19 protein-coding genes are annotated in these 19,756 nt (G+C 45.5%); 2 read left to right on the plus strand and 17 right to left on the minus strand.

Features of this window, described 5'->3' with window-relative positions; translation table 11 throughout:
- Window positions 1-8 precede the first annotated feature (8 nt).
- The 12 genes from F556_RS0121255 to F556_RS38615 form a co-directional block, all read right to left on the minus strand.
- Entirely contained in the window at window positions 9-707 is a 699-nt protein-coding gene (locus tag F556_RS0121255; RefSeq protein WP_020619019.1) for a response regulator transcription factor, read from the minus strand.
- Window positions 704-2,158, minus strand: coding sequence for a sensor histidine kinase (locus tag F556_RS0121260; RefSeq protein WP_020619020.1), 1,455 nt, complete (start codon window positions 2,156-2,158; stop codon window positions 704-706). The genes F556_RS0121255 and F556_RS0121260 overlap by 4 nt, the downstream gene beginning before the upstream one ends.
- Before the next feature lie 44 nt (window positions 2,159-2,202).
- Window positions 2,203-2,955, minus strand: coding sequence for an ABC transporter permease (locus tag F556_RS0121265; protein ID WP_020619021.1), 753 nt, complete (start codon window positions 2,953-2,955; stop codon window positions 2,203-2,205).
- The gene (locus tag F556_RS0121270) at window positions 2,942-3,667 is read right to left on the minus strand and encodes an ABC transporter ATP-binding protein (protein ID WP_020619022.1); all 726 of its coding nucleotides are present in this window, start codon (window positions 3,665-3,667) and stop codon (window positions 2,942-2,944) included. The genes F556_RS0121265 and F556_RS0121270 overlap by 14 nt, the downstream gene beginning before the upstream one ends.
- Before the next feature lie 109 nt (window positions 3,668-3,776).
- Window positions 3,777-5,039: a hypothetical protein gene (locus F556_RS0121275; RefSeq protein WP_020619023.1), complete on the minus strand. Its 1,263-nt coding sequence runs from the start codon at window positions 5,037-5,039 to the stop codon at window positions 3,777-3,779.
- Window positions 5,040-5,647: 608 nt separating this feature from the next.
- A complete protein-coding gene (locus tag F556_RS0121280) occupies window positions 5,648-7,588 on the minus strand; it encodes an ABC1 kinase family protein (protein WP_211222625.1) in 1,941 nt (646 codons plus the stop codon).
- Between the two features lie 472 nt (window positions 7,589-8,060).
- On the minus strand, window positions 8,061-9,092 hold the full coding sequence (locus F556_RS0121290) for an alpha/beta fold hydrolase (RefSeq protein ID WP_020619026.1): 1,032 nt from the start codon (window positions 9,090-9,092) through the stop codon (window positions 8,061-8,063).
- 189 nt (window positions 9,093-9,281) lie between these two features.
- Window positions 9,282-11,765, minus strand: coding sequence for an S-layer homology domain-containing protein (locus F556_RS36495; RefSeq protein ID WP_083938081.1), 2,484 nt, complete (start codon window positions 11,763-11,765; stop codon window positions 9,282-9,284).
- 100 nt (window positions 11,766-11,865) lie between these two features.
- Window positions 11,866-12,408, minus strand: coding sequence for a stalk domain-containing protein (locus F556_RS0121300; RefSeq protein ID WP_020619028.1), 543 nt, complete (start codon window positions 12,406-12,408; stop codon window positions 11,866-11,868).
- 74 nt (window positions 12,409-12,482) lie between these two features.
- Window positions 12,483-13,130, minus strand: a complete 648-nt coding sequence (locus tag F556_RS0121305; protein WP_051108774.1) for an MOSC domain-containing protein — start codon at window positions 13,128-13,130, stop codon at window positions 12,483-12,485.
- Between the two features lie 58 nt (window positions 13,131-13,188).
- Complete coding sequence (locus tag F556_RS0121310) at window positions 13,189-13,467, minus strand: hypothetical protein (RefSeq protein ID WP_020619030.1); 279 nt, start codon at window positions 13,465-13,467, stop codon at window positions 13,189-13,191.
- 162 nt (window positions 13,468-13,629) lie between these two features.
- Window positions 13,630-14,193, minus strand: a complete 564-nt coding sequence (locus F556_RS38615; RefSeq protein WP_020619031.1) for a hypothetical protein — start codon at window positions 14,191-14,193, stop codon at window positions 13,630-13,632.
- Window positions 14,194-14,340: 147 nt separating this feature from the next.
- Between F556_RS38615 and F556_RS0121325 the strand changes: the two genes are divergently transcribed.
- Together F556_RS0121325 and F556_RS38390 are read left to right on the plus strand one after the other, a co-directional pair.
- Window positions 14,341-14,604: a helix-turn-helix domain-containing protein gene (locus F556_RS0121325; RefSeq protein ID WP_020619032.1), complete on the plus strand. Its 264-nt coding sequence runs from the start codon at window positions 14,341-14,343 to the stop codon at window positions 14,602-14,604.
- A 243-nt stretch (window positions 14,605-14,847) separates the two neighbouring features.
- The gene (locus F556_RS38390; RefSeq protein WP_083938083.1) at window positions 14,848-15,135 is read left to right on the plus strand and encodes a hypothetical protein; all 288 of its coding nucleotides are present in this window, start codon (window positions 14,848-14,850) and stop codon (window positions 15,133-15,135) included.
- Between the two features lie 458 nt (window positions 15,136-15,593).
- Here F556_RS38390 and F556_RS37980 read toward each other — a convergent pair whose 3' ends face one another.
- The 5 genes from F556_RS37980 to F556_RS0121350 form a co-directional block, all read right to left on the minus strand.
- Window positions 15,594-15,866: a hypothetical protein gene (locus F556_RS37980; protein WP_157272877.1), complete on the minus strand. Its 273-nt coding sequence runs from the start codon at window positions 15,864-15,866 to the stop codon at window positions 15,594-15,596.
- Window positions 15,867-16,382: 516 nt separating this feature from the next.
- Entirely contained in the window at window positions 16,383-17,348 is a 966-nt protein-coding gene (locus F556_RS0121335; RefSeq protein WP_020619034.1) for a restriction endonuclease, read from the minus strand.
- A gap of 157 nt (window positions 17,349-17,505) precedes the next feature.
- Entirely contained in the window at window positions 17,506-18,048 is a 543-nt protein-coding gene (locus tag F556_RS0121340) for a hypothetical protein (RefSeq protein ID WP_020619035.1), read from the minus strand.
- A gap of 189 nt (window positions 18,049-18,237) precedes the next feature.
- The gene (locus F556_RS36505) at window positions 18,238-18,912 is read right to left on the minus strand and encodes a DUF1643 domain-containing protein (RefSeq protein ID WP_020619036.1); all 675 of its coding nucleotides are present in this window, start codon (window positions 18,910-18,912) and stop codon (window positions 18,238-18,240) included.
- 222 nt (window positions 18,913-19,134) lie between these two features.
- Window positions 19,135-19,539 (minus strand): GNAT family N-acetyltransferase, encoded by a 405-nt coding sequence (locus F556_RS0121350; protein ID WP_020619037.1) that lies wholly within the window; start codon window positions 19,537-19,539, stop codon window positions 19,135-19,137.
- Between the last annotated feature and the right edge of the window lie 217 nt (window positions 19,540-19,756).

The raw sequence follows: 19,756 nt of genomic DNA on the forward strand, positions 1-19,756 counted from the left end.
TATTTTGCTCACACAATAAACCGGTACCCCGAGCCCCACACCGTTCCAATGTATTGGGGCTTCGAAGGATTATCTTCGATTTTCTCTCGTATTTTGGCGATATGGACCGTTACGGTTGATGCATCACCCAGGGCATCCATCCCCCACACCCGCTCGAATAGCGTTTCTTTGTCAAATACGCGATTCGCGTGCTGCAGCAGGAACGTCAGCAAATCAAATTCTTTCTGCGCGAGCGCGACCTCTTTGCCACTCACGATGACGCGTCTGGAATCCTTGTGAACCTCCAGACCTCGAACGACCAGTTTACTGCTCTCCCATTCCTTGCCGAACCGCTCCTTCATGCGCTCGTACTTATTCAGGTGGGCGTTGACCCGGGCCACGAGCTCGCCAGAGCTGAACGGCTTCGTGATGTAATCGTCCGCACCGAGGCCAAAACCATTCACCTTATATATTTCTTCCGCGCGAGCCGAGACCAGCAGCACCGGCATGTCGCTCTTCTCGCGAATGGTCTTCAGCACATCGAACCCGCCCATTCCCGGCAGCATGATGTCGAGCAGCACTAGGTCATGGGCGTCTGATTCTTCAAGCGCAGTCAGCCCCTCCGGGCCACTCTCTGCGATGGTTACGGCATAGCCGCTCAGCTCCAGATAGTCCTTCAGTAAATTCGCGATACTCGGATCGTCTTCCACAATCAGTATCCGTTTCATGGCGCTCCCCTGCCTTGTCCATCCATTCTAAGTGAAATCATCATCCGGGTACCCTGGCCGACCTTGCTAAGCGCCCATATCTTTCCTTCATGGCCCTCAACGATCTGCTTGGCAATGGCGAGACCGAGCCCACTGCCGTCCGTTCGGTTCCTCGCCGGATCAACACGGTAAAAGCGTTCAAAAATACGCGGCAAATCCGCCTCGGGAATGCCCTGCCCATTATCCCGAATTTCTATGACTGCGGTGGCCGGTGTCTGACGCAGGATAATGACAACCTCACCCTCGCCCTTCTGAATATAGTTCCTTGCGTTGTCCAGAATGTTCTGAACCACTCGCTTCATGCGCTCCCGGTCAATTCGAACCGACACACTGCCGTTAAGCTCGTTATGTAGCCTCAGCCGTTTCCCAGCTTGGCTATACTCATATTGATAATCCAGGATGCAGTCCTGGAAATAACTAACTAGATCCGTCCGCTCCATATGATAGGACAACTGGTTCAGGTCGAGCTTGGAGTAAAGCAGTAAATCGTCAATCATGGCATTCACGAGCACCGTCTTCGCCCGCGCCGTCTCCAAGTACTGCTGCAGCTTCTCCGGCGTCTGGGCCACGCCATCCAGAATCCCCTCGATGTACCCCTTAATGGATGTCATCGGCGTCTTCAAATCATGCGAGATACTGGACACCAGGAAGCTCCGGTTCTCATCGTATTTCTCCTGCAGCTCAATGGATTCCTTCAGCTTGATTCGCATCAACTCCAGTGTTCGGCTAAGCTCCAGCACCTCTCCCTCGCCTTCCTCGGCAATGCCCCGCGAGAGATCGCCCTCCCGTATCCGAGCCGCCGCCTCTCGTAACCGGGAGACCGGAGCCGTGATCGTTCGCGAGAACCAATAGGAGACACCCAAATTAAATAGGAGGAACGTAAGAACGAACACACCGACGGTCACAAGACCGAAGATAAGATAGACATTCGTATGTACGGGTATCGGGGCAAGCAGGAGTAGCACACCTCTCTCGCCCGGCGCAATCTCATAATCGGTTCTGGCGAACGCATAGGGCGTGCCGCCAAGCTCCAGCGTATCCAGACCTGCAGCCTGATCCGTGAGAAGCAAGCTCCGCTCAATGTCAACGGAACTCATCGGCGATGCGGAATAGACTACGTTGCGATTTCTCACAATCACGGCGTTCCCCCCGAGCGTCCTCACACGATCCGAGAGCTCCTGCTGGTATTGATCCTCAAGCAGCTCCTCGAAGGTCATGGATGCCGCCATCCTCGTCAACTCACCGAACCCGGACTGAACGTCCAGGACGCGCTGCACCTCGTTCAAATTCGTATCCGTCCCGACCACCTTGGGGTAAAACCCCAAGAAGATGATGGCTGCCAATAAGGTAAACACGAACGCCCCCAGCATCGCCAGAGCATTCATCATAAAGAGTCGTTTTGTTACTTGCATGGGAATAACCTTCCTATATAAGGTTGTGCATTATATGAAGTTCACTATATGTCTTTGCGGTCAAACAGCATATATCCTGCGGTAAATAACATGACGCCCAAGCCGCCCATAATCAAGCCTTGCCGTACAATCTTAAATCCGCTCAGTTTCTCCGCTATCCACAGCGTATGCCAGTCAAACATGGAAGTCACCAGAAAGCTGGATGAGGCAGGAACGAGGATGCCCAGGAACGTGAAGGCTACAAACAGCAGCACGGACAAGAAAAAAACGCTGAGTCCGCCCCTCACCAGATTAGCCAGTAGCACAACGAGTAAAATGAAGACAAACACCGGCACGAAGGTCACCGCGTAGGACAAGAACACTCTTGCAACGCCAAGCCAGCCGCTCGACGTCGGATTGAAGATCAGCCCGGCGGTAAGCGACAGCACCATAACGAACGCTAGATTCACGGCAATAAACGACGCAATTGCGCTTACCTTTGCACTGAACACCCCAAACCGGGACACCGGTCGTGTCAGCGTGAGCTTCATCGTATTCGATGAATATTCACCGTTGAACATATCAATTGCGACGAAGGCCGCGAACAGCGGAAGTAGCGTATAGGAAAAGGCCGACAACACAACGAGTGGAAACTCCGTCCCGCCCACAAGGCGCAAGCCGAAGCCATGCTTGACCGCCGACACGGCGACTTGTCCGATAACGACTGCCAGAATCGCGAGAATCGCCGCCGCGTTCATTTTCTTGCGTTTCACCAGCTTGAAGAGTTCGTTCTGAAATGCCGCCTTAAACCCGACCATGTCGTTCCACCTCGCTCACGAAATAGTGTTCCAGCGAGGCATAGTCGCTAAGAATATTCTGCGTGTAGCCCTCGTTCACCAACCGCCCTCCGTAGACCACGCCGATCCGGTTGCACGTGAGCTCGACATCATGGATCAGATGGCTCGAGATGAAGAATGTCGTGCCTTCCATTTCGGCAAGCTGCTTGATCAGCCGCCGCAGGTCCAGCATCCCCTCGACATCCAGCCCGTTCAGCGGCTCATCCAGAATCAACACGCGAGGTCTCGACAGAATGGCCGCCGCCAAGCCGAGTCGCTGCTTCATGCCCAGAGAGAATTTCCTGACCTTTTCATGTTTATAGTTTAGCATGCCTGTGATCTCCAGGCACTCATCGATTCGTCGCCGGTCCACGAGAGGATAGTACCGAGCGAACAGCTTCAGATTATCGTTCGCCGTCAGATACGGATACGACTCCGCACTCTCGATCATACAGCCAACCTGCTTCATCGCTTGCACATAATCCTGCTGCACGCTCGCGCCGAAGATTCTCACCTCGCCGCTGTCCGGCTTCACGAGCCCAGCCATCATCTTCATCGCGGTCGTCTTGCCGGAGCCGTTCGGCCCCAGGAAGCCAAATATCTCTCCCTCATGAATCGTCAGGTTCAGATCTTTCATACCCCGGCCGTTTGAATACAGCTTCGTAAGACCTAGGATCTCTATGGCTTTCGTCATTTTGTCGTTATCCCCCCCAGAAACGTTGACAGGGCAGCTCCTGCGGGCACATGGTGCCAGCAGGAGCTGCCTGGTACGTTGGCATTTACTTTGAATGCCAAGCTTCTTTTTATTCTTCAAATACGCGTCTGAAATCTCCATTGTCATAAGGCCGATCATTGAACTGATACGAATGATCGTTCATGATCTGAATGTTCAACTGGAGATACACTCCCCCTGGGCTTGACAACTGCAGCTGTGCTTGCTCCTCTTCACCTTTCGAATTGGTATAGGTGAAGAAGTTCATTGAATTTGACGAAGTGAGCGTATGCTCGAACGTAAAGTTGTATTCCTCGCCATACTCATCCAGGTATTCAGGCTGCACCTTCTCGAAGTAGCTGCCGGAGATATCATTACCGTCGATACTGGAGATAATGAGAGTTCTCTCTCCAATTTTCACCAGAGCGCCATTCTCTTCTTTAACAATATCGTTGCGATACGTTCCCTCATGCATGGAGCTGAAGCCCGAGCCGCCGATCGACTCCACCGTGACATTCGTCAAGTCCGGTGCGGTCACGGAGGTTGTTCCGACGTCAACCAAGCTAAAGATCGCGCTCACCGTGAAATCGTTCAAATTTCCTGCTTCATCCTTGCCAGACAAGATGAGTTCACCTGTAAAGTGGCTAATCAAGCCGGCTTCGTCTTCCACAGCCATACCCGTCACCCGCTTCACGAACACATCGCTCGCCAGCTTGGGTATATCATAATCACGGACGATACGGCCTTGGTCCACAAGCATCTGCTTTACCCCAAAGGAGGCAACCGCGTTAATCAAAGCCGGCACCTGCACCTCAGACAAGCTGCCCGAATAGGTAACGCCTCCACCTGCCACCTCGTCGACTTGCACCTGGTCCTTCAGATTACCGATTACGGCATCGATGATCCGTTCCACTTCTGCTGCGCCCTCTTGTTCAAATGGATTAAAAACTCGATCATGCGAGTTCCACTCCTGATTGTACTCCGTCACATAATATTTCTCATCATAGCTGCTCTTCCAGATCATGCGTTCCTTATCCCTGTAGTTGTACCCCGTCGACACCTCGCCGTTGCCCAATAAGGTCGTGTTCGTTTCCTCCGTCGCTTGGTTCGCTGCGTCGAACTTGATCACACTGTTCAACTCATGCAGCACGCTTGTGTTGCTCTTTATCGTGTACCTCGCCTCAATGGTGTAGTTGCCCAATTCGCTCACCAGCTGCGCGGCTGTATGCTTCGACGCTGCTTTCAGGCGATCGTAGCCCGTACCCACGGCCAGATCCGCCAATGCCGTCGAGACAAAGACACAAGCGCCCAGAGCGAATGCGGCAATCGAGATGCCCTTTTTACTGAGTTTCATCGTTTCGTTTCCTCTCCTTTCCTATGTAAGGAAGCTTCCTCTACTGTTCATTATAGACGATGGCTATTGATTCCTTCTAAATGGATTATTAACACTTTATTAACTCCTTTTGGATACAAAAGAAAACACCCCTAAGGGTGCTCTCATTTGTTTTTTTAATATTTTTATTGGATTTGTATAGTTGTGGAAAGCCCCCTTAATTGAATAAAGAGTTGGGTATTTCACCATCAGTACTTATGTTGAACAAAAAGGTTCTATGCCAAAAATGTCATATTTTGATATAATACTAGAGTGCAACAGACTTGGGTGGGAAAGTATCGCCTCCAGAACGGCGGTGATGCGTATGCAATTTTCGTTGACAGAAGTGATTATGCTCGGTATGTTCTTCCTGGCGTTACTCACTTATCTGAATAAACGAAAATAATCCGCCCAGGTTAGCGCCAAGGTGCGGATTATTTTCTCTGAGTCATTTGGAGGTTTCCCACCCAAAATGTTGTGCAGGGAGTCGGATGGCAGTCCGGCTCCTTCTTTGTATCCTAATCATAACATGACCATTTCATTCCTGCAATTTGCTTTTTCTTTGCTGCTGTTCAACACTACACCAATGCTTATCCCCTCGGCTTCAACTGCTTAATCACCGACATGATCAGCATAATCATCCCTACGCCAAAGCCAGACATCGACAAGGGAGTAAGTAAAAATTGCATGATCTCCCCCTGCACAAAAAAGCCAGCCAGCATGACGATCATACATATCACTGTGAATAAACCGATGGTCAACGTCCCCATAAAGTCATTCAATAGATGGTTTTCTTCGCGGGCCAAGATGATTCGATTGTCTTTCAGTATAGGTAACGCCAGTAATTTGGGGAGGTAATCCTCTAATTGCCCCTTTGCCTTAGTTAGACGTTCCTTGGCTAAGTGCCCTTTATCGATACGGCTAGCGTACGATTGACTCGCCGCGGATAGGGAGTACCCTTTGTCTACAGAGGACAGGGTCCCGTCCAACGTAATGATGGCTCGGAACGCACCGGCAACCGTCGGTTTCAATGAGAGTCCCATCTCCGTAATCAGGGTCATCAGTCGTTTCATCATGACGCTCGTCGGATCATGTGAGAACGATGCTTCAGCTAAAAGCCTCCCGAGTCGTTGCTCTAAACGGTTCACATCGTGTAACGCCCCATCTTCACAAATGCTTATCAGGCCCTGCGCCATCTGCTTCGTATCCTTGCTGCCGAAACCGATCAGGAAGCTTAACATACCCTCTCGTTCATCAGCGGATAAATAGCCCACCGAACCAAAGTCAATCAGCGCAACCTCTCCATCCTTTGTCAGCATGAGGTTCCCAGGATGCGGGTCCGCATGGAAGATGCCAATGATCAGAATCTGATGCAGGAAGGCGTGCATGATCTTTTCAGAAACGTCGGTTGTCACTTCCTTGGTGAAGCTACTTCCCTCTATAAATTCCATCGTCAGAATTTGCTTCGTGGAGTACTCCGAGTAGACCCTCGGTACGCGTAGAGGGATATCGTGTTCTTGGAAGGCTTGTCGCAGCAGGTTGGTATTCAGGGCTTCAATATCAAAGTCCGTTTCCTCGATCAGATTCTGTTTGAAGCCTTGGGCCAGTTGGATTAAGCCAAGTTGTTTGATTTTGGTAGAGCGTTCGGATAACCAGGACACGAATTGAATCAGGAGATCCAAGTCCACGGTCATCTTTTGCTTAACATCCGGCCTCAAAATCTTAACAACCACTTTCTCTCCCGTCGATTTCAGCTTCGCCAGATGAACCTGACCGATCGAAGCCGCCGCGATAGGTTTCATTTCGAAGGCTTCATACGTCTCATCCAAGTTGCCAATTTTGCTGGCAATGATGCTCTTCAGCTCATCCTGACTGAGCGGTTTCACTTGGTCATGCAGACTGGAGAACGCTTCGATGTAGTTCGCGGGCAGCATATCTTTTTTGGTCGATAACACCTGGGCGAACTTAACAAACACGCCTCCCATGGTCTCCAGCACCCCAGCAATCGCATAAGGCAGCTTGGCATGATCCTGCTGAATCAAATGATTCACCCCTTTGCGCGACACAATCCAGAACAACCGAAGCATGCGACGATACCCTCGAATTTTATCCATGATGTACACAACGGGATTAGCGGCTTGCAGGATTTTGAAATTCAATACACAAAGCAGCATGTAGGCATAACAAGCAATAAAGATGATTAATAACGGGTAGTAAATAAACATTACTCGAATAATCTCAGAGTCCGAGGGTGTAGTGATTTGATTAAAATATGTAAAGGACAGGACAAGTGTCACGATGGACGTGCTAAAGAGCACCGCAACAAGCAGCTTCAGCTGTTCGTTCCTGAAGGTCTGAATGTTGCCGATGATGTAATACAAAACGAAAGCCACCACAATGATGCTGCTCAAATAGAACTGCTCCAGCACTTCAAGCACCACACTCACCACAAGCGCACTCGCCAGTGATACGAGGACCTTGTACTTTGTGTTGAATAGGAAACCAAGCGTCAGGAACAAGATAAAAGACACGACTAATGCGATAAAAAAGAACATCCCATCCCCCTAGTTACGTTGTGACTTTGATCGAAACAAGAACTCGAACAAATAATAAGTGAAGCCGCCTGCAACAAATGTTAAGAGAAAAGACAGATTGAAATTCCCGTGAAAGATAAGGGGTACACAGCCTAGAGCAGCTGCAGCCGCTATATAGAGTAGCAACTTCAAAACGGATTGTCTCAGGGATGCTGCAGGCGATGCCCCTCCGTCTTGTAAGACTCTTTCCATAACGAGCGATACCGGCAGACCTATCCCTAAAAATAGTACAAGCAGTACGAAAAAACCAGCCATGAATTGATACAAAAACGAAAATTGCTGGAACTCATTCTCATGTTGAACTAACGAAAATATCAAGGATAAGACAATCGCAGAACAAAGGGCGGATAATAGTTTTGCTATCAAAATGATCCCGTCCTTTCACACAAGAAATGCGTCTTCTCCCCCACTACTCCTCTGCTATGGATCGTAGCCATTCCGCAAATCGCTCTTTCTCTTCAAACTGCGGATAATGAGCAGATTTCTCGAACATCACGAACTCCTTCTTCGGAGCTTCCAGAACATCGAAATATTCTTTGGCTGCGTGTACTGAAGTCATATAATCATATTGGCCCATGACAAAATAAACAGGCAGATCTAATTTCTTAATAATCCTTGTTATATTGTTTTGTGACACTTCCTTCAACAAAATGTCCTGCGAGAGCGAAACGCCTTTTATATATCGAATAACATCAAGTAAATTATACTCCGGATTAAAGAGAAACCCTTGGTAATAATCCATATTATCATCAATTAATCTAGCTGCTCCGCCATACTTTCTCACCATATTTCTTGGCGTCAGGCGCTCCCCATTTTCGATTGGAGCCCGAAGCTTTTCTAATCGCTCGGCATCTTTTACGTTTCCTGCCAACTTTGCTTGTGCAATAGAATAATTCAAGCTATCCAGCTCGCTTTTCCCCATATCAGCAACCTGTCCAATACCCACGTAGGCCATAAATTTGTCAGGCGCTTTTTCGGCTGCCTTCATACCAATGTATGTGCCAAAAGAATGGCCGATCAGGAATACCTTTTCTTGTCCAAGTTCCTTCGTCACATCATCCGTTAATGCCAACAAGTCCTCTACGAGCAAGTCGGCGGATAAATCCGAATAGTCCTCCAGAAAGTGATACGACTTCCCGCTTCCACGTTGATCATAGTGTACAATGGTAAAGTGATCTTCCAGTAATTCTTGATATTTACATACATACGGAATTTCCGAACAACCAGGACCACCATGCACAAAGATTACGATCGGATTCCGTCTGTCCACGCCTCTAATCATTACTTCATGACCCGTGCCATTAATCTCAATCTGTTTCAAAAGGCTTATGCTGTGATGTCCTTCAATCCGAGGGGTCCAGGTTGGAAACACCAATCCGACTGAAAGAAGCAATACCATTATAAAAACAGTTATTTTTATCTTCTTATATTTCGTTTTCAATTGACTACTCCATCTTTTGGATTTGTATTTTCATGCGTCGTTATTTTAAGCTACCTCCATTTTACCATGGCCTATACCCTAATGCCTCTCCACTAGCTAAAAGAGCCATGCAAAAAACCTCCACCGCGGTGCGGAGAGGTTAGTCGGCCAGCGACAGCTTACGCTATCTGGTTAGGCCCGCCTTTATTGCTAGTTAATGAACTCTAACACTTGAAGCATCCGCTTCAGCATCACTGTCGCTTCGGCCCGGCTAGCCTTCTCCTTGGGGGAGAAGGTGGTAGCTGTTTTACCATAGATCACGCCTGCGCTCACAGATTGAGCAACGGCTTCTTTCGCCCAGTCGCTTATTGATGGACTGTCTGTGAATACGGACAAGCCTTCGGCATTAGCAGTTGGCTGCTGGTCGGCGAAGCGCATGGCACGAATGATCATCACCGCCATCTGCTCACGGGTAATGTTGGCACTTGGTCCAAAGGTACCCTCTTCAAGGCCCTCGACCAATCCCGCCTTAGCAGCTGCATTGACTGCGCCTGCGAACCAATCCGTCGATTGGACATCCGAGAATCTGGACGTGTGGTCCTCAGAGAGCCCCATGGCTCGTACTAAGAGCGTTGCAAACTCAGCGCGGGTTATCTCATGTTCAGGTTCAAAGCGATCGTCTGACATTCCTTTGACCACAAGTTTGGAAGCAAGCAATTCTACCTCTGCTTTGGCCCAGTGTCCCTTCAAATCTTCGAAGGTTTTCGAATATTGAATTACGGTGTAAATACTGTTGCCCGTTCGCTTAAGAGTCGCTATCGTTGCCCCATCTCTGCCACTCTGGAAGGTAGACGGAACGAACGAGAATGTCCCAAGCGTCGGATTGTATAAGACACCCGTAGCGGAGCTGGTGATTTCTTTAGTAAGTGGAATTTCCCTAGATACATACACGTCTCCAAAATCATCTACCGGTGATGTAATGCCGTTTGATTCTGCTGTTACATGAAAGTCTACCACTTCAGAAATGGGTTGCAGTCCCGATTGATTCGCTGCACGCTCAATAGCTGTAAGAGACGATCCGCTCACCTTATCAATCGTAACATTGACGTTCACATCTTCCACTTCCGCTCCTAATTTCTCTGCCATGGCCGGAAGATCGAGAGCTTTTACAGGAAGATCATAAGTCACGTTATCCACTCGTGCCGAAACTAATGCAGAAGGAACTTGAGCTTGTAGTTCTGCAATCATTCCAGCGCCAAGCAGGATATTCGTTATCTCCCCATTACCAGGTACGTCAATGATAATTGTTGGTGTACCTGAAGTGGACTTAAGCAAATCTATGGCTTTTTGCAAAACAGCCGGGTCGACGGTAGTCGTTGAAACGGTTCTGCCATCCTCGGTCTTCTCGATCGTAGAAGCAACCCTTAAGATGACCGTACGATTCTCTCCATCCGATGATCCGGATAAATTATCTTCTGTTAGGATTGGTGCTGTTATGGGCGATGTCGGTATAATGACTCCTGTCACGGGTGAAATTGGCACAACAACAATTGCGGTTGGTTGCGCACTACCCTCGTTGGAATGGGCGCTTTCCAATCCCTTATTCATCGCAGTCACGACATAATAGTAAGTCGTTCCGTTGACTGCTGTTGTATCTTGGTAGCTCGCTTCGGTCACATTGGCCGCTATTGTCGCATACGAACCACCTGAAGTTGTGCTGCGCTTCACTTGATAAGTGTACCCCTCACCCGGTGCCGCGTTCCAGACAAGATTCACTTGTCCATCGCCTGCTGTTGCCGTTAGGCTTGTAGGTGGAGCTGGAGCAGTCGTGAACGTATACGTATACTCACTCGAAGACGCCATCGAATGACTTGCAATCAGCGAGAAAGCATATTCTGTATTCGGCGATAGACCTGTAAGCTCATAGGAAACAGCAGTCACGCGCTCTTCAAAATCCTCACCATCGGATAAAAGGTATTCCGTGGCCGCAGGGATTTCATTCCACACTAACGTTGCAGTCGTAGCTGTTACATCCACTGCTCTCAGGTTCACTTCCGCAGCATCAGGCCATGAGCTGCCCGTTGTTGTGAATTCAATTTCAGCAGCAGTAGAGTACTGGAGACCATTGGATGCGTACACCTTTACCTCATAGGTCGTATTCTCTGTTAGATCACTAAGGGTATAAGGACTCTGGTCCACACCTCCTGCAAATTCGCCATTCACTTCCACCTCATATCTGGTCGCAAACGGATTAGGGTCCCAATGGATTTCCGCACTATTGGTCGCAACATTCAGAACCCTTACATTAGCCGGAGCTGCAAAAACTAATGGAGCCGTAGTAAATTCATGCTTAAGCTCGAACGTCTCACCAGCGGCATCCCGGTAATACAGCGTCATTTCTTGCACCATGTTAGGCTTCAAACCCGTCACCTCATGACGGAACTTATCTGGCGTAAAATCAAAGAGCTGCGTCCCGAATATATGTAAGGAATAACTTACCGCTCCCTCAATGGGGTCCCATTCCAAAGTCGCTGTCCTATCCGTGATATCGACTGCTTCAAACCTGGGCACGTCCTCACCGGATGCTGTTGCATGCCAATCCATTGACGAGAAAATCACACTACATACTAACGTGAAAATCAAAAGACTAGAAATGATTTTTTTCATGCCTATTCTCCCCATGATGTTTTTCAATCATCTTAACATCATAGATTAGGCCCGATTTGGAATGTAAAGAAAACTTTAGATTGGGCGATTGAAACTTTCGCTTTGGCTCCAATGAATAAGCTATGCGCTAATCTTTTCTATAAATCATGATCACATCTACGCTTTTAGCATGAGCCAGGTCATCAAAAGTAATGTTTTGTATATTCTCTTTCTTTCCAGAAGGGAAATTCACTATCAGTCCATCTACTTGAGCGATTTTTTTATTATCTTCTCCATAGAAATTCAATATGTAAGATCCGGTATGGACTTTCTTATTCCAGGCGTTCTCAATTTCAAAGAACACATCCCATCCATATTGAGCCTTTCTAGTTCTTATATTTCGAAAAATGAAGTCCCGATCCTCGGCAATATCTCTTATATAATTGATTTTCACGCCGTCTTTACTTGATATCGTGATCGTTTTATTATTTTCATTCCAAGCAACATCAGAATTGAGCATTTCAGAAACAGATCTTAATGGTACATATGTGGTTCCTTCGATAATCTTACTTGGACTAGATGATTTCACACCGTTAATAATAATAGAAACTTCTGACGAAGCATAAGCTCCAATGACGAAGGAACATGCCATAAAGCCAGTTACAAGTGGAACGAGATATCTCTTTTTCATGATTTAAGCTCCTCTGTTTCTACACAATAATTTCAGCTAACATTCGTGCATTTGGACATCTTCCAATTGTCACCTTACACTTCCCCAGTCAGCCGCTCCCGCGTGTCCGTCTCTATTCCTGCCAGACGTTTTTGGAACGTCGCTCTCCAATTCGAAGACAACTCCTGTACAGCTAGAATCTGATTCATGCCCTCGGTGTTCTCCTTGTCCTGGTGCATGATCCGGTTGGCAAAGGCAATCGTGATCTGCTGCGGATGCCGTTGTACGAGTGAAAGGCCGTCATTTCTGGAGACCATCCCTTCTCTCAGCACCCGGAAGTAAAAGCCCGTGTAGCCCGTCTGTTGAACCTTCAAGAGCATATCCGGCACCCCGTGTCTGAGGGTCAGCTTGTAGCAGGGCTGTCTCGGCTGGCTCACTTGAACCACGGCTTGTCCCCACTCAAAAATATCCCCAATACACACCTCCGTCTCCACCAAGCCTTGGGTTGTCAGATTCTCCCCGAAGGCTCCGTACACTAACGGTTGGGCCAGCTCCTTTTCCCAGAAGGGATAGTGCTCGTAAGGATAAACGCAGACGGCCTTCTCCCGTCCCCCATGATGCGCGAGATCGCCCTGCCCATCTCCATCCAAGTTGATATAAGACAAAAACAAAGCTTCGTCTGTAGGGGTTTTGAATATCCCTGTCGGCACCTCTTTCTTCTGAAATGGGACCACTTTGGGCATACCCACATTTAAGGATACGATAGGTATCACGCTCACTGAAATCACCTCGCGCTAGAATTTACACTTGCTCTCCCTCTTCATATGTAAAATACAACCGCCAGTGATCTGTTGCCTCCTCCGCACGGAGGGTTCGTTGCTGGTTGTCTTCAGACTCATAATAGTCCGCAAACAGCGAGACGATGTCCGCCATGTCGCAATCATCACAAATATTCGGCTCCGCAAAATACGCTGGCAAGTCCGGATCCAATGTCCGTAATGCCTCCTCAACGGTGGCATACAAGTTCACCATTTCGGGTTCGGTTGTTGGTTTGTTTATGTGAATGACCTTCGTTTGCATTGCAGGACGCCTCCTGTCCTCGTGAATGGCTGATGACAATGAGTTACCTTCATTTTACCATGGCCTATACAGTGGGAGGGGACAACATTTCAATGATAATTCCTAATACCTATCCAGTACAAAAAAGGCATACAAAAAAACCTCCACCGCGGTGCGCAGAGGTTAATAGGCAAGAGGCGGCTTTCCGCTATCTGAGTAGGGAGGGCTGAACGAATCGCGCTGATCGTCCTCCGCGGCTTGAGGACTCGGGTGCAGCATGCTCCTCGCCAGCTCCATCCCATCCTGGATCCCCTGCAGATACAACCGCTTCTGAACAGCAGCCTCTAATTGGTAGTGCTTCTCCTCCCAAGCCGTATAGGCTACGGAGCCTCCCTTATCCGAGAGTTCGGCATACAAAGCTTCGAAAGCTGCTTCTTCCTCAGCTCGCAAGTGGCTTAGCGAATCATCCAACTCCGCTTGAGCAACAACATCCACCAGCCGATGCTGGATGGCTTGCTGGAACCATGCTGGGATACCGATGGTCCTCTCCCCCTTTTCTAGGTTATAACGATCCGGCTGTTCATTCAACTTCATGCGGTCATGAAGCGCCGTCCAGGCATCCACCTTACGGCTCTGTGCCTGTACCTCTGGACACTTAGCCAGCGGCACACCCCGAGCCAGTGTCTGCATCCCCAGCTCATTCAGCCTTTGTCGCTCCCGCTCTACTATTCTCCGTATACGATGCATGAATCCACTCCTTTGTTTGGGGTGTAGGGATTGTGTTGGATGTCTATACTGAGTAGTAAATAGTAAATTTATAACTTTTTGTTGAATACTTTATCTGTCTTGATTAGTATATCAAATTGATAATGGACTTAAAAGGAGTAAATTTCCTTGAGCGAACCGTCCATCTCACTTAAACAGGTAATCGGCAAAACCGTTAAAGCCTTACGTATAAAAAAGGGGCTAAGTCAAGAAGACCTCGCCCATGAATGCAATGTAGACCGCTCCTATATCTCCATGATTGAAGTTGGCCGCAACGAGCCATCGGTCACTAAAATATTTGATTTGTGCCAGGGATTGCAGATCAAGCCATCTGACTTTATGAAGTTGGTTGAGGTTGAATATGAAGAACTGAGAAAAGACGAAACCCAATAAAAGCGAGACGGAAGCATAAATCTTAAGTCTCGTTTTTCAATCGATTTTGTTGCCCTGGAAGTAAACTCCGTTTTATCCCCGAATATATTTGTTCGACACTTCTAGAACATTCGAGTTTTCTATATGGAATTACTAAATGAACAGGATTAAAATAGAATAAGATTATACCTTGTGCGCACCGAGGTGAGAGGATGAAAAAAATGGACGGCTACTAGCTTCCCGTAAGGAGGTTAGATAGCCACTATGAGTAGAAGTTTAAAACGAACACCCGTATGTAAAGACCACAGTTCACCTGGGACACGTTGGGCAAAGCGTAAAGCGAGTAAAGCGGTTCGACGTTTCAGCGGCAAAGTCCCGAACGGAAAATGGTATCGTAAAATATTCTGTTCCTGGGATATTTGCGATTATCGTTTTTTCCAATCCGAACAACAAGCCATTCATGAGTGGGAAATCAATTTGTGGAGAAGCACTAAGAAGCATACTAAAGAAGAGATTATTCAATACTGGAAAAAGTGCTACAAAAGAAAGTAAGCTCAAGCGACGGTCAGGGAAGCCCGCCGCTTGTGCTTTTTCGACTATCCAGAGCTTGAGAGATTGCAACTCGGATGAAATATTACAAAGTTATAACTTCAGTTGGACGCTTAAATTTGGCCACCGCAAAAATTAAACCAACTTGTAGGAGTGCCACTGGAATTGCAACCTCCACACGATTAAGCAGAAAAAACACAGAAGGCAAAATGATGATAAGGATAATAGCCGTCCAACGCCGTAGCCCCTGCTTGCCCATACTTTTTTAATACCAAGTAACTGCTATGACCATGATTAACATGACAGGAAGAAAAAAGGAAAGCCCAAACAGAACAAGATTTGCTTTGAGCCATATTGTATCACACCTGTCTTCGTCATCCCGTAGATAAAGAAAAAAATAAAACTAGAATGACAATAAAAAAAATCGGCCAGATGGGCGCGTACAGTTTATTAATATACAGCTATACCCTCGAGTTCTTTAGTTTCTTTATAGTATCTATTAAACTTTCTTTTTCTACTTCTAAATATATCTTCTTTGATAAAAGTCTTTCTTTAGTCTCGAAAACGTACATCCCCTTTACATTCTCTTCATCCATTTCCCTATATAATATTACTTGTTCTTTGTTTGCCGGCTTTACTATGTAGAGTTTTCCATGTTCCTCGTGTTCAATAAAGTATCTATTTGTTATACCACTGATCGTTTTAAACAAGGGAACTATTTGCCAGTAAATCACGTACGCCAGCAATACACCTAATATCGATGTAGTAATTATTATCTTAAAGAGTTCCGACTCATTATCCTTATAGTTAGAGATATTATCACTTGTAAGCCACTCAATTAATTGCAACGAAATAAAGCTACAGAAAATTGACAGTCCTAGAAACCTAATTACATGAAAGATTATTTTTTGTTCGTCACTAAACAGCAATCTTTCTATTTTCGATTTATTCAAATAAGCTATTGTTTTAAGCACAATTAGTAGAATTGTTGTTATAGTTGTTATCGAAAGAATACTTGCTAGGTACTGCACCCGATTCTCCTCCAAATTTTAGTGTCCTTCCATACAACGTTCGTGCATTCACGAACCCTCACTGCCTTAAGTGACCTAAGGGAACGGCCGCAATGCGGTTAGGCTGTGCAGGGTTGTCCGCCTGATCCAGCTTCTTCAAAAACCCTCGGGCGGACCAAGGGACGACAGTCCCGCAGCGTGGATGTGGTATTATACGCAGTTACTGTCTTCTTCGATATACTATCTCCTGAACCTCTCTATTAGGGTCTTTATTTTTTCTCCATCTATAAAAACAATATTATTTTTAAGTGCATTATTTTCTATTCCCTCAACGATTTTCTCAATCGCATTCTCTTTAAACTTCCCTGAAACTGCTATAATTAGTTTTGATATTCTCTGTTTTGATCTTGTATAAACATCGTAAAAAGGCATTCTAAATGCATCAATTGCTTGCCCTGTAAGTTCATCAATATCTGAACGAACACCGCCCGAAACGTCACCAAATTTAGCTTGTATTCCCCAGTATTCATATTCATCAAATTCAGTTCTTCTAGTAAATATTACATCTTTTCCATATTCCTTTTTCCCATGGTTATAACGAACATTAGAAAAACCTAACTTCCTTATAAGTGGTATTAAAATTGCAATCGTAAAATCCGCTTCATTTTTTGCATGATTTATTTCTTTAAAGGGTGAATTTAATAATATATCAGTAGCACCTTGAATCTCTTTAACTAACTGTTCTGCCTGTTGGATTACTGTTTCAAGTAATTCAGAATCAATCTTCATACTATATCTAAGAGTGATATAGTCTCCATCATCATCATACTCATCAAATACAATATCTCCTATCTCTTTCTGTCTTTCAATTATCAAATCTCGCCTAGTCTCCATGTACAATTTATATCCAATTGGCCCATCCCAATACTTCCGTCTTCCAGATTCGTCAAAATTAACATCAACTATAGTCTTACTTTCTCTAGTTATTGTTCTAGTTATTGTATACGGGACTTGTTCAATAAAGATTGTATCATCGATAATTTTTTCACATATTTCCATTCTATATAAGGGATGCATTTCATCTATCCGTATACCTGAAACAACTGACTTTGGGATAACAAATTTATATTCATCATCCCTTTCAAATTCCTCACCATTAATAATTACTGATGAATATTCTTCTTCTTGTCCGATGTATTCCAACAAGCGATTTCCTCCTAAGGTTTCAATTCTTTCAGTAATTGCGTATAACGTTTCATATATTCGCGACGTCCGACGTAGTCGGATGTGTCCGACTGCCAATTCTCCCCTGCCAATTGCATCTGTCCGGACCGAGGGCGAAGCCCGAAGCGTGAATATGATGTTATGTGATGTTCCCGCCTTCCTCGACTTGACTTACAAAATATCTTTCTAGTGATTGTCTCATCCCTGCATTTCCCTCATCTTTCCATACAAGATTAACGAATTTTTCATTATCAAACCATAAATACAAATCAACCTCATTAATATCTTCGACGGTTCTGTGACCTACTCTATGGATGTTCATATATTCGCCTGAATCTAACAGCGCCTGACCAGTTAAAGTAATAAATAAATCATGTACATTTTTTAATGGATCTCGATTTAAAATCGCTAATATGTTTGGTATTTCATGATTAGAATTAACACTTTTGAATTGCTTCACAGCTTTATGTAAGTGTCTAGAAATAGCATTATAAGTTGAATCATCTTTCTCTCCTTCAAAATCGTCATAATCAAGAGTTTTTTCTTCACAGTAGAAGACTTTATGCTCTTCTTCAAACACTTCAAAATCTGGTGTTTTTTCGTCTCTTTCATTAATCTTGTCAGCTTTCAATCCTTTTCTTTCTAAGAATCTCTGAACAATATTTTGCCCAAATTCAGCCATAGTGATCTCTCCTTTTTTTGATTTGTGGAAATTTCACATAACGTTCCTGTATTCACGACCCGCCGCATGTCTGGTGTCCGGCGAATGCCGGATCAAGGATGAATGTCCTCAGCGTGAATATTATGTAATAGGATGTTAGCGACTTCTTTGATTAATCTAAATTTTCATTTTATCAAATACAGTTTAATATTATCTGGTTAACAATTTATTTAATTGAACCTGTGTTAACTTGTACAGTTTTTGTTGTCTATACTTTTCTTTATTTCTTAATGGTCGAGGATGTGTTACATAATAAAAAGGTTTCTTTGAGTAAATTTTATTTTTAGAGTTCATAAACTCGTAAGTATATATAGAATGTTTTTTCATCATAAAAGTTTTTAAAACAATACCGTTAACTTTTTGATGTTGAAATATTGCTTTTTGTCCTTTCATTCCCCACCCTACAAATATCATGTTTGATTCTTTCATAGCTTGTTGTATGAATCTCCAATTAATTTTATCGAACACGAATTTATCGCTGTTTAATTTGCTGCTACTCCCTCCTATGAAACTTGATACGTTAACAACATAAAGAGCATCATAATTATAATTCTGTGCTACTTCGATTAATTGATCGACAGTGTCGTCAGTGTTATCATGTGCTGCATTACTTGGGTTCATCATTATTGCAGTCAATATATTTTCGCCTTCACGCCAACGCTTCTCCAAAAAATAGCGTTTACGAGCACTTATATCTTTATTGAATACTGCTCTTCCTTCGATTCCATTGTGTACACCTGTGCATAGCCTTAAATTATTCTTTTCACTTAATTTCAAGAAAATCAAATTAATCACCGTCCATGTTTTTAAATTATAGATTTTCAAGCTAATTTCCTATAACGTCTGTGGATTCACGAACCCGAGAGGCTTAAGCTGCCTCGACGATCAGCGACGCGATCGTCACGCCGGGTCGTCAGACTTAACCTCGCAGGGTTGTCCGTTGATTCCGCTTCTTTGAGTTTGCATCCCGCGGACCAAGGGCGAATGCCCGATGCGTGAATGCGGCGTTAGATGATGTCACAGGCCTCCTCGAACATCCTCACAAAATCAGTTTTTCAGTCTCTTTATTACGAATGTCCTACTGTCTCTGTCAAATCCAATCTTCTCATAAAACCCTTCCGCTTGAGGGGCGGACGTCAGGATATATTTAACTTCATCATTTCCAAGTTTGTTTATTAATACATTAATCAATTCTCGCCCAATTCCAATAGCTTGGTATTCTTTGTCTACGGCTAAGTCAGATATATAGCAGCAGTATGAATAGTCGGTTATGGCTCTTAACACTCCTATTAACTTCCCTGAATCTCTTGCGGTCACGATCTCATCAGCATTCTCTATCATTCTCCTTAGTCGCTCAAGATCATCTGAAGGTCTTCTTATTCCAGATTTTTCGAATACTTCTGACAGTTCTTCAGATGAGCAATCTGAATTTATCTTGTACTCAAGCTCCATTGAACTTCCCCCAATTCTTCTATATATTCTTTATGTATTTCCTGTGATTTCATCTAACGTCTGTGGATTCACTAACTCGAGAGGCTTAAGTAGCCTGGACGATCAGCGTATCGATCGTCACGCCGGGTCGCCAGACTTAGCCTCGCAGGGTTGTCCGGCCGACTCCGCTTCCTCGCTTCATCACTCCTGCCGGACCAAGGGCGAATGCCCGCAGCGT

It is taken from the genome of Paenibacillus daejeonensis DSM 15491 (assembly GCF_000378385.1).
Classification (GTDB): domain Bacteria; phylum Bacillota; class Bacilli; order Paenibacillales; family Paenibacillaceae; genus Paenibacillus_D; species Paenibacillus_D daejeonensis.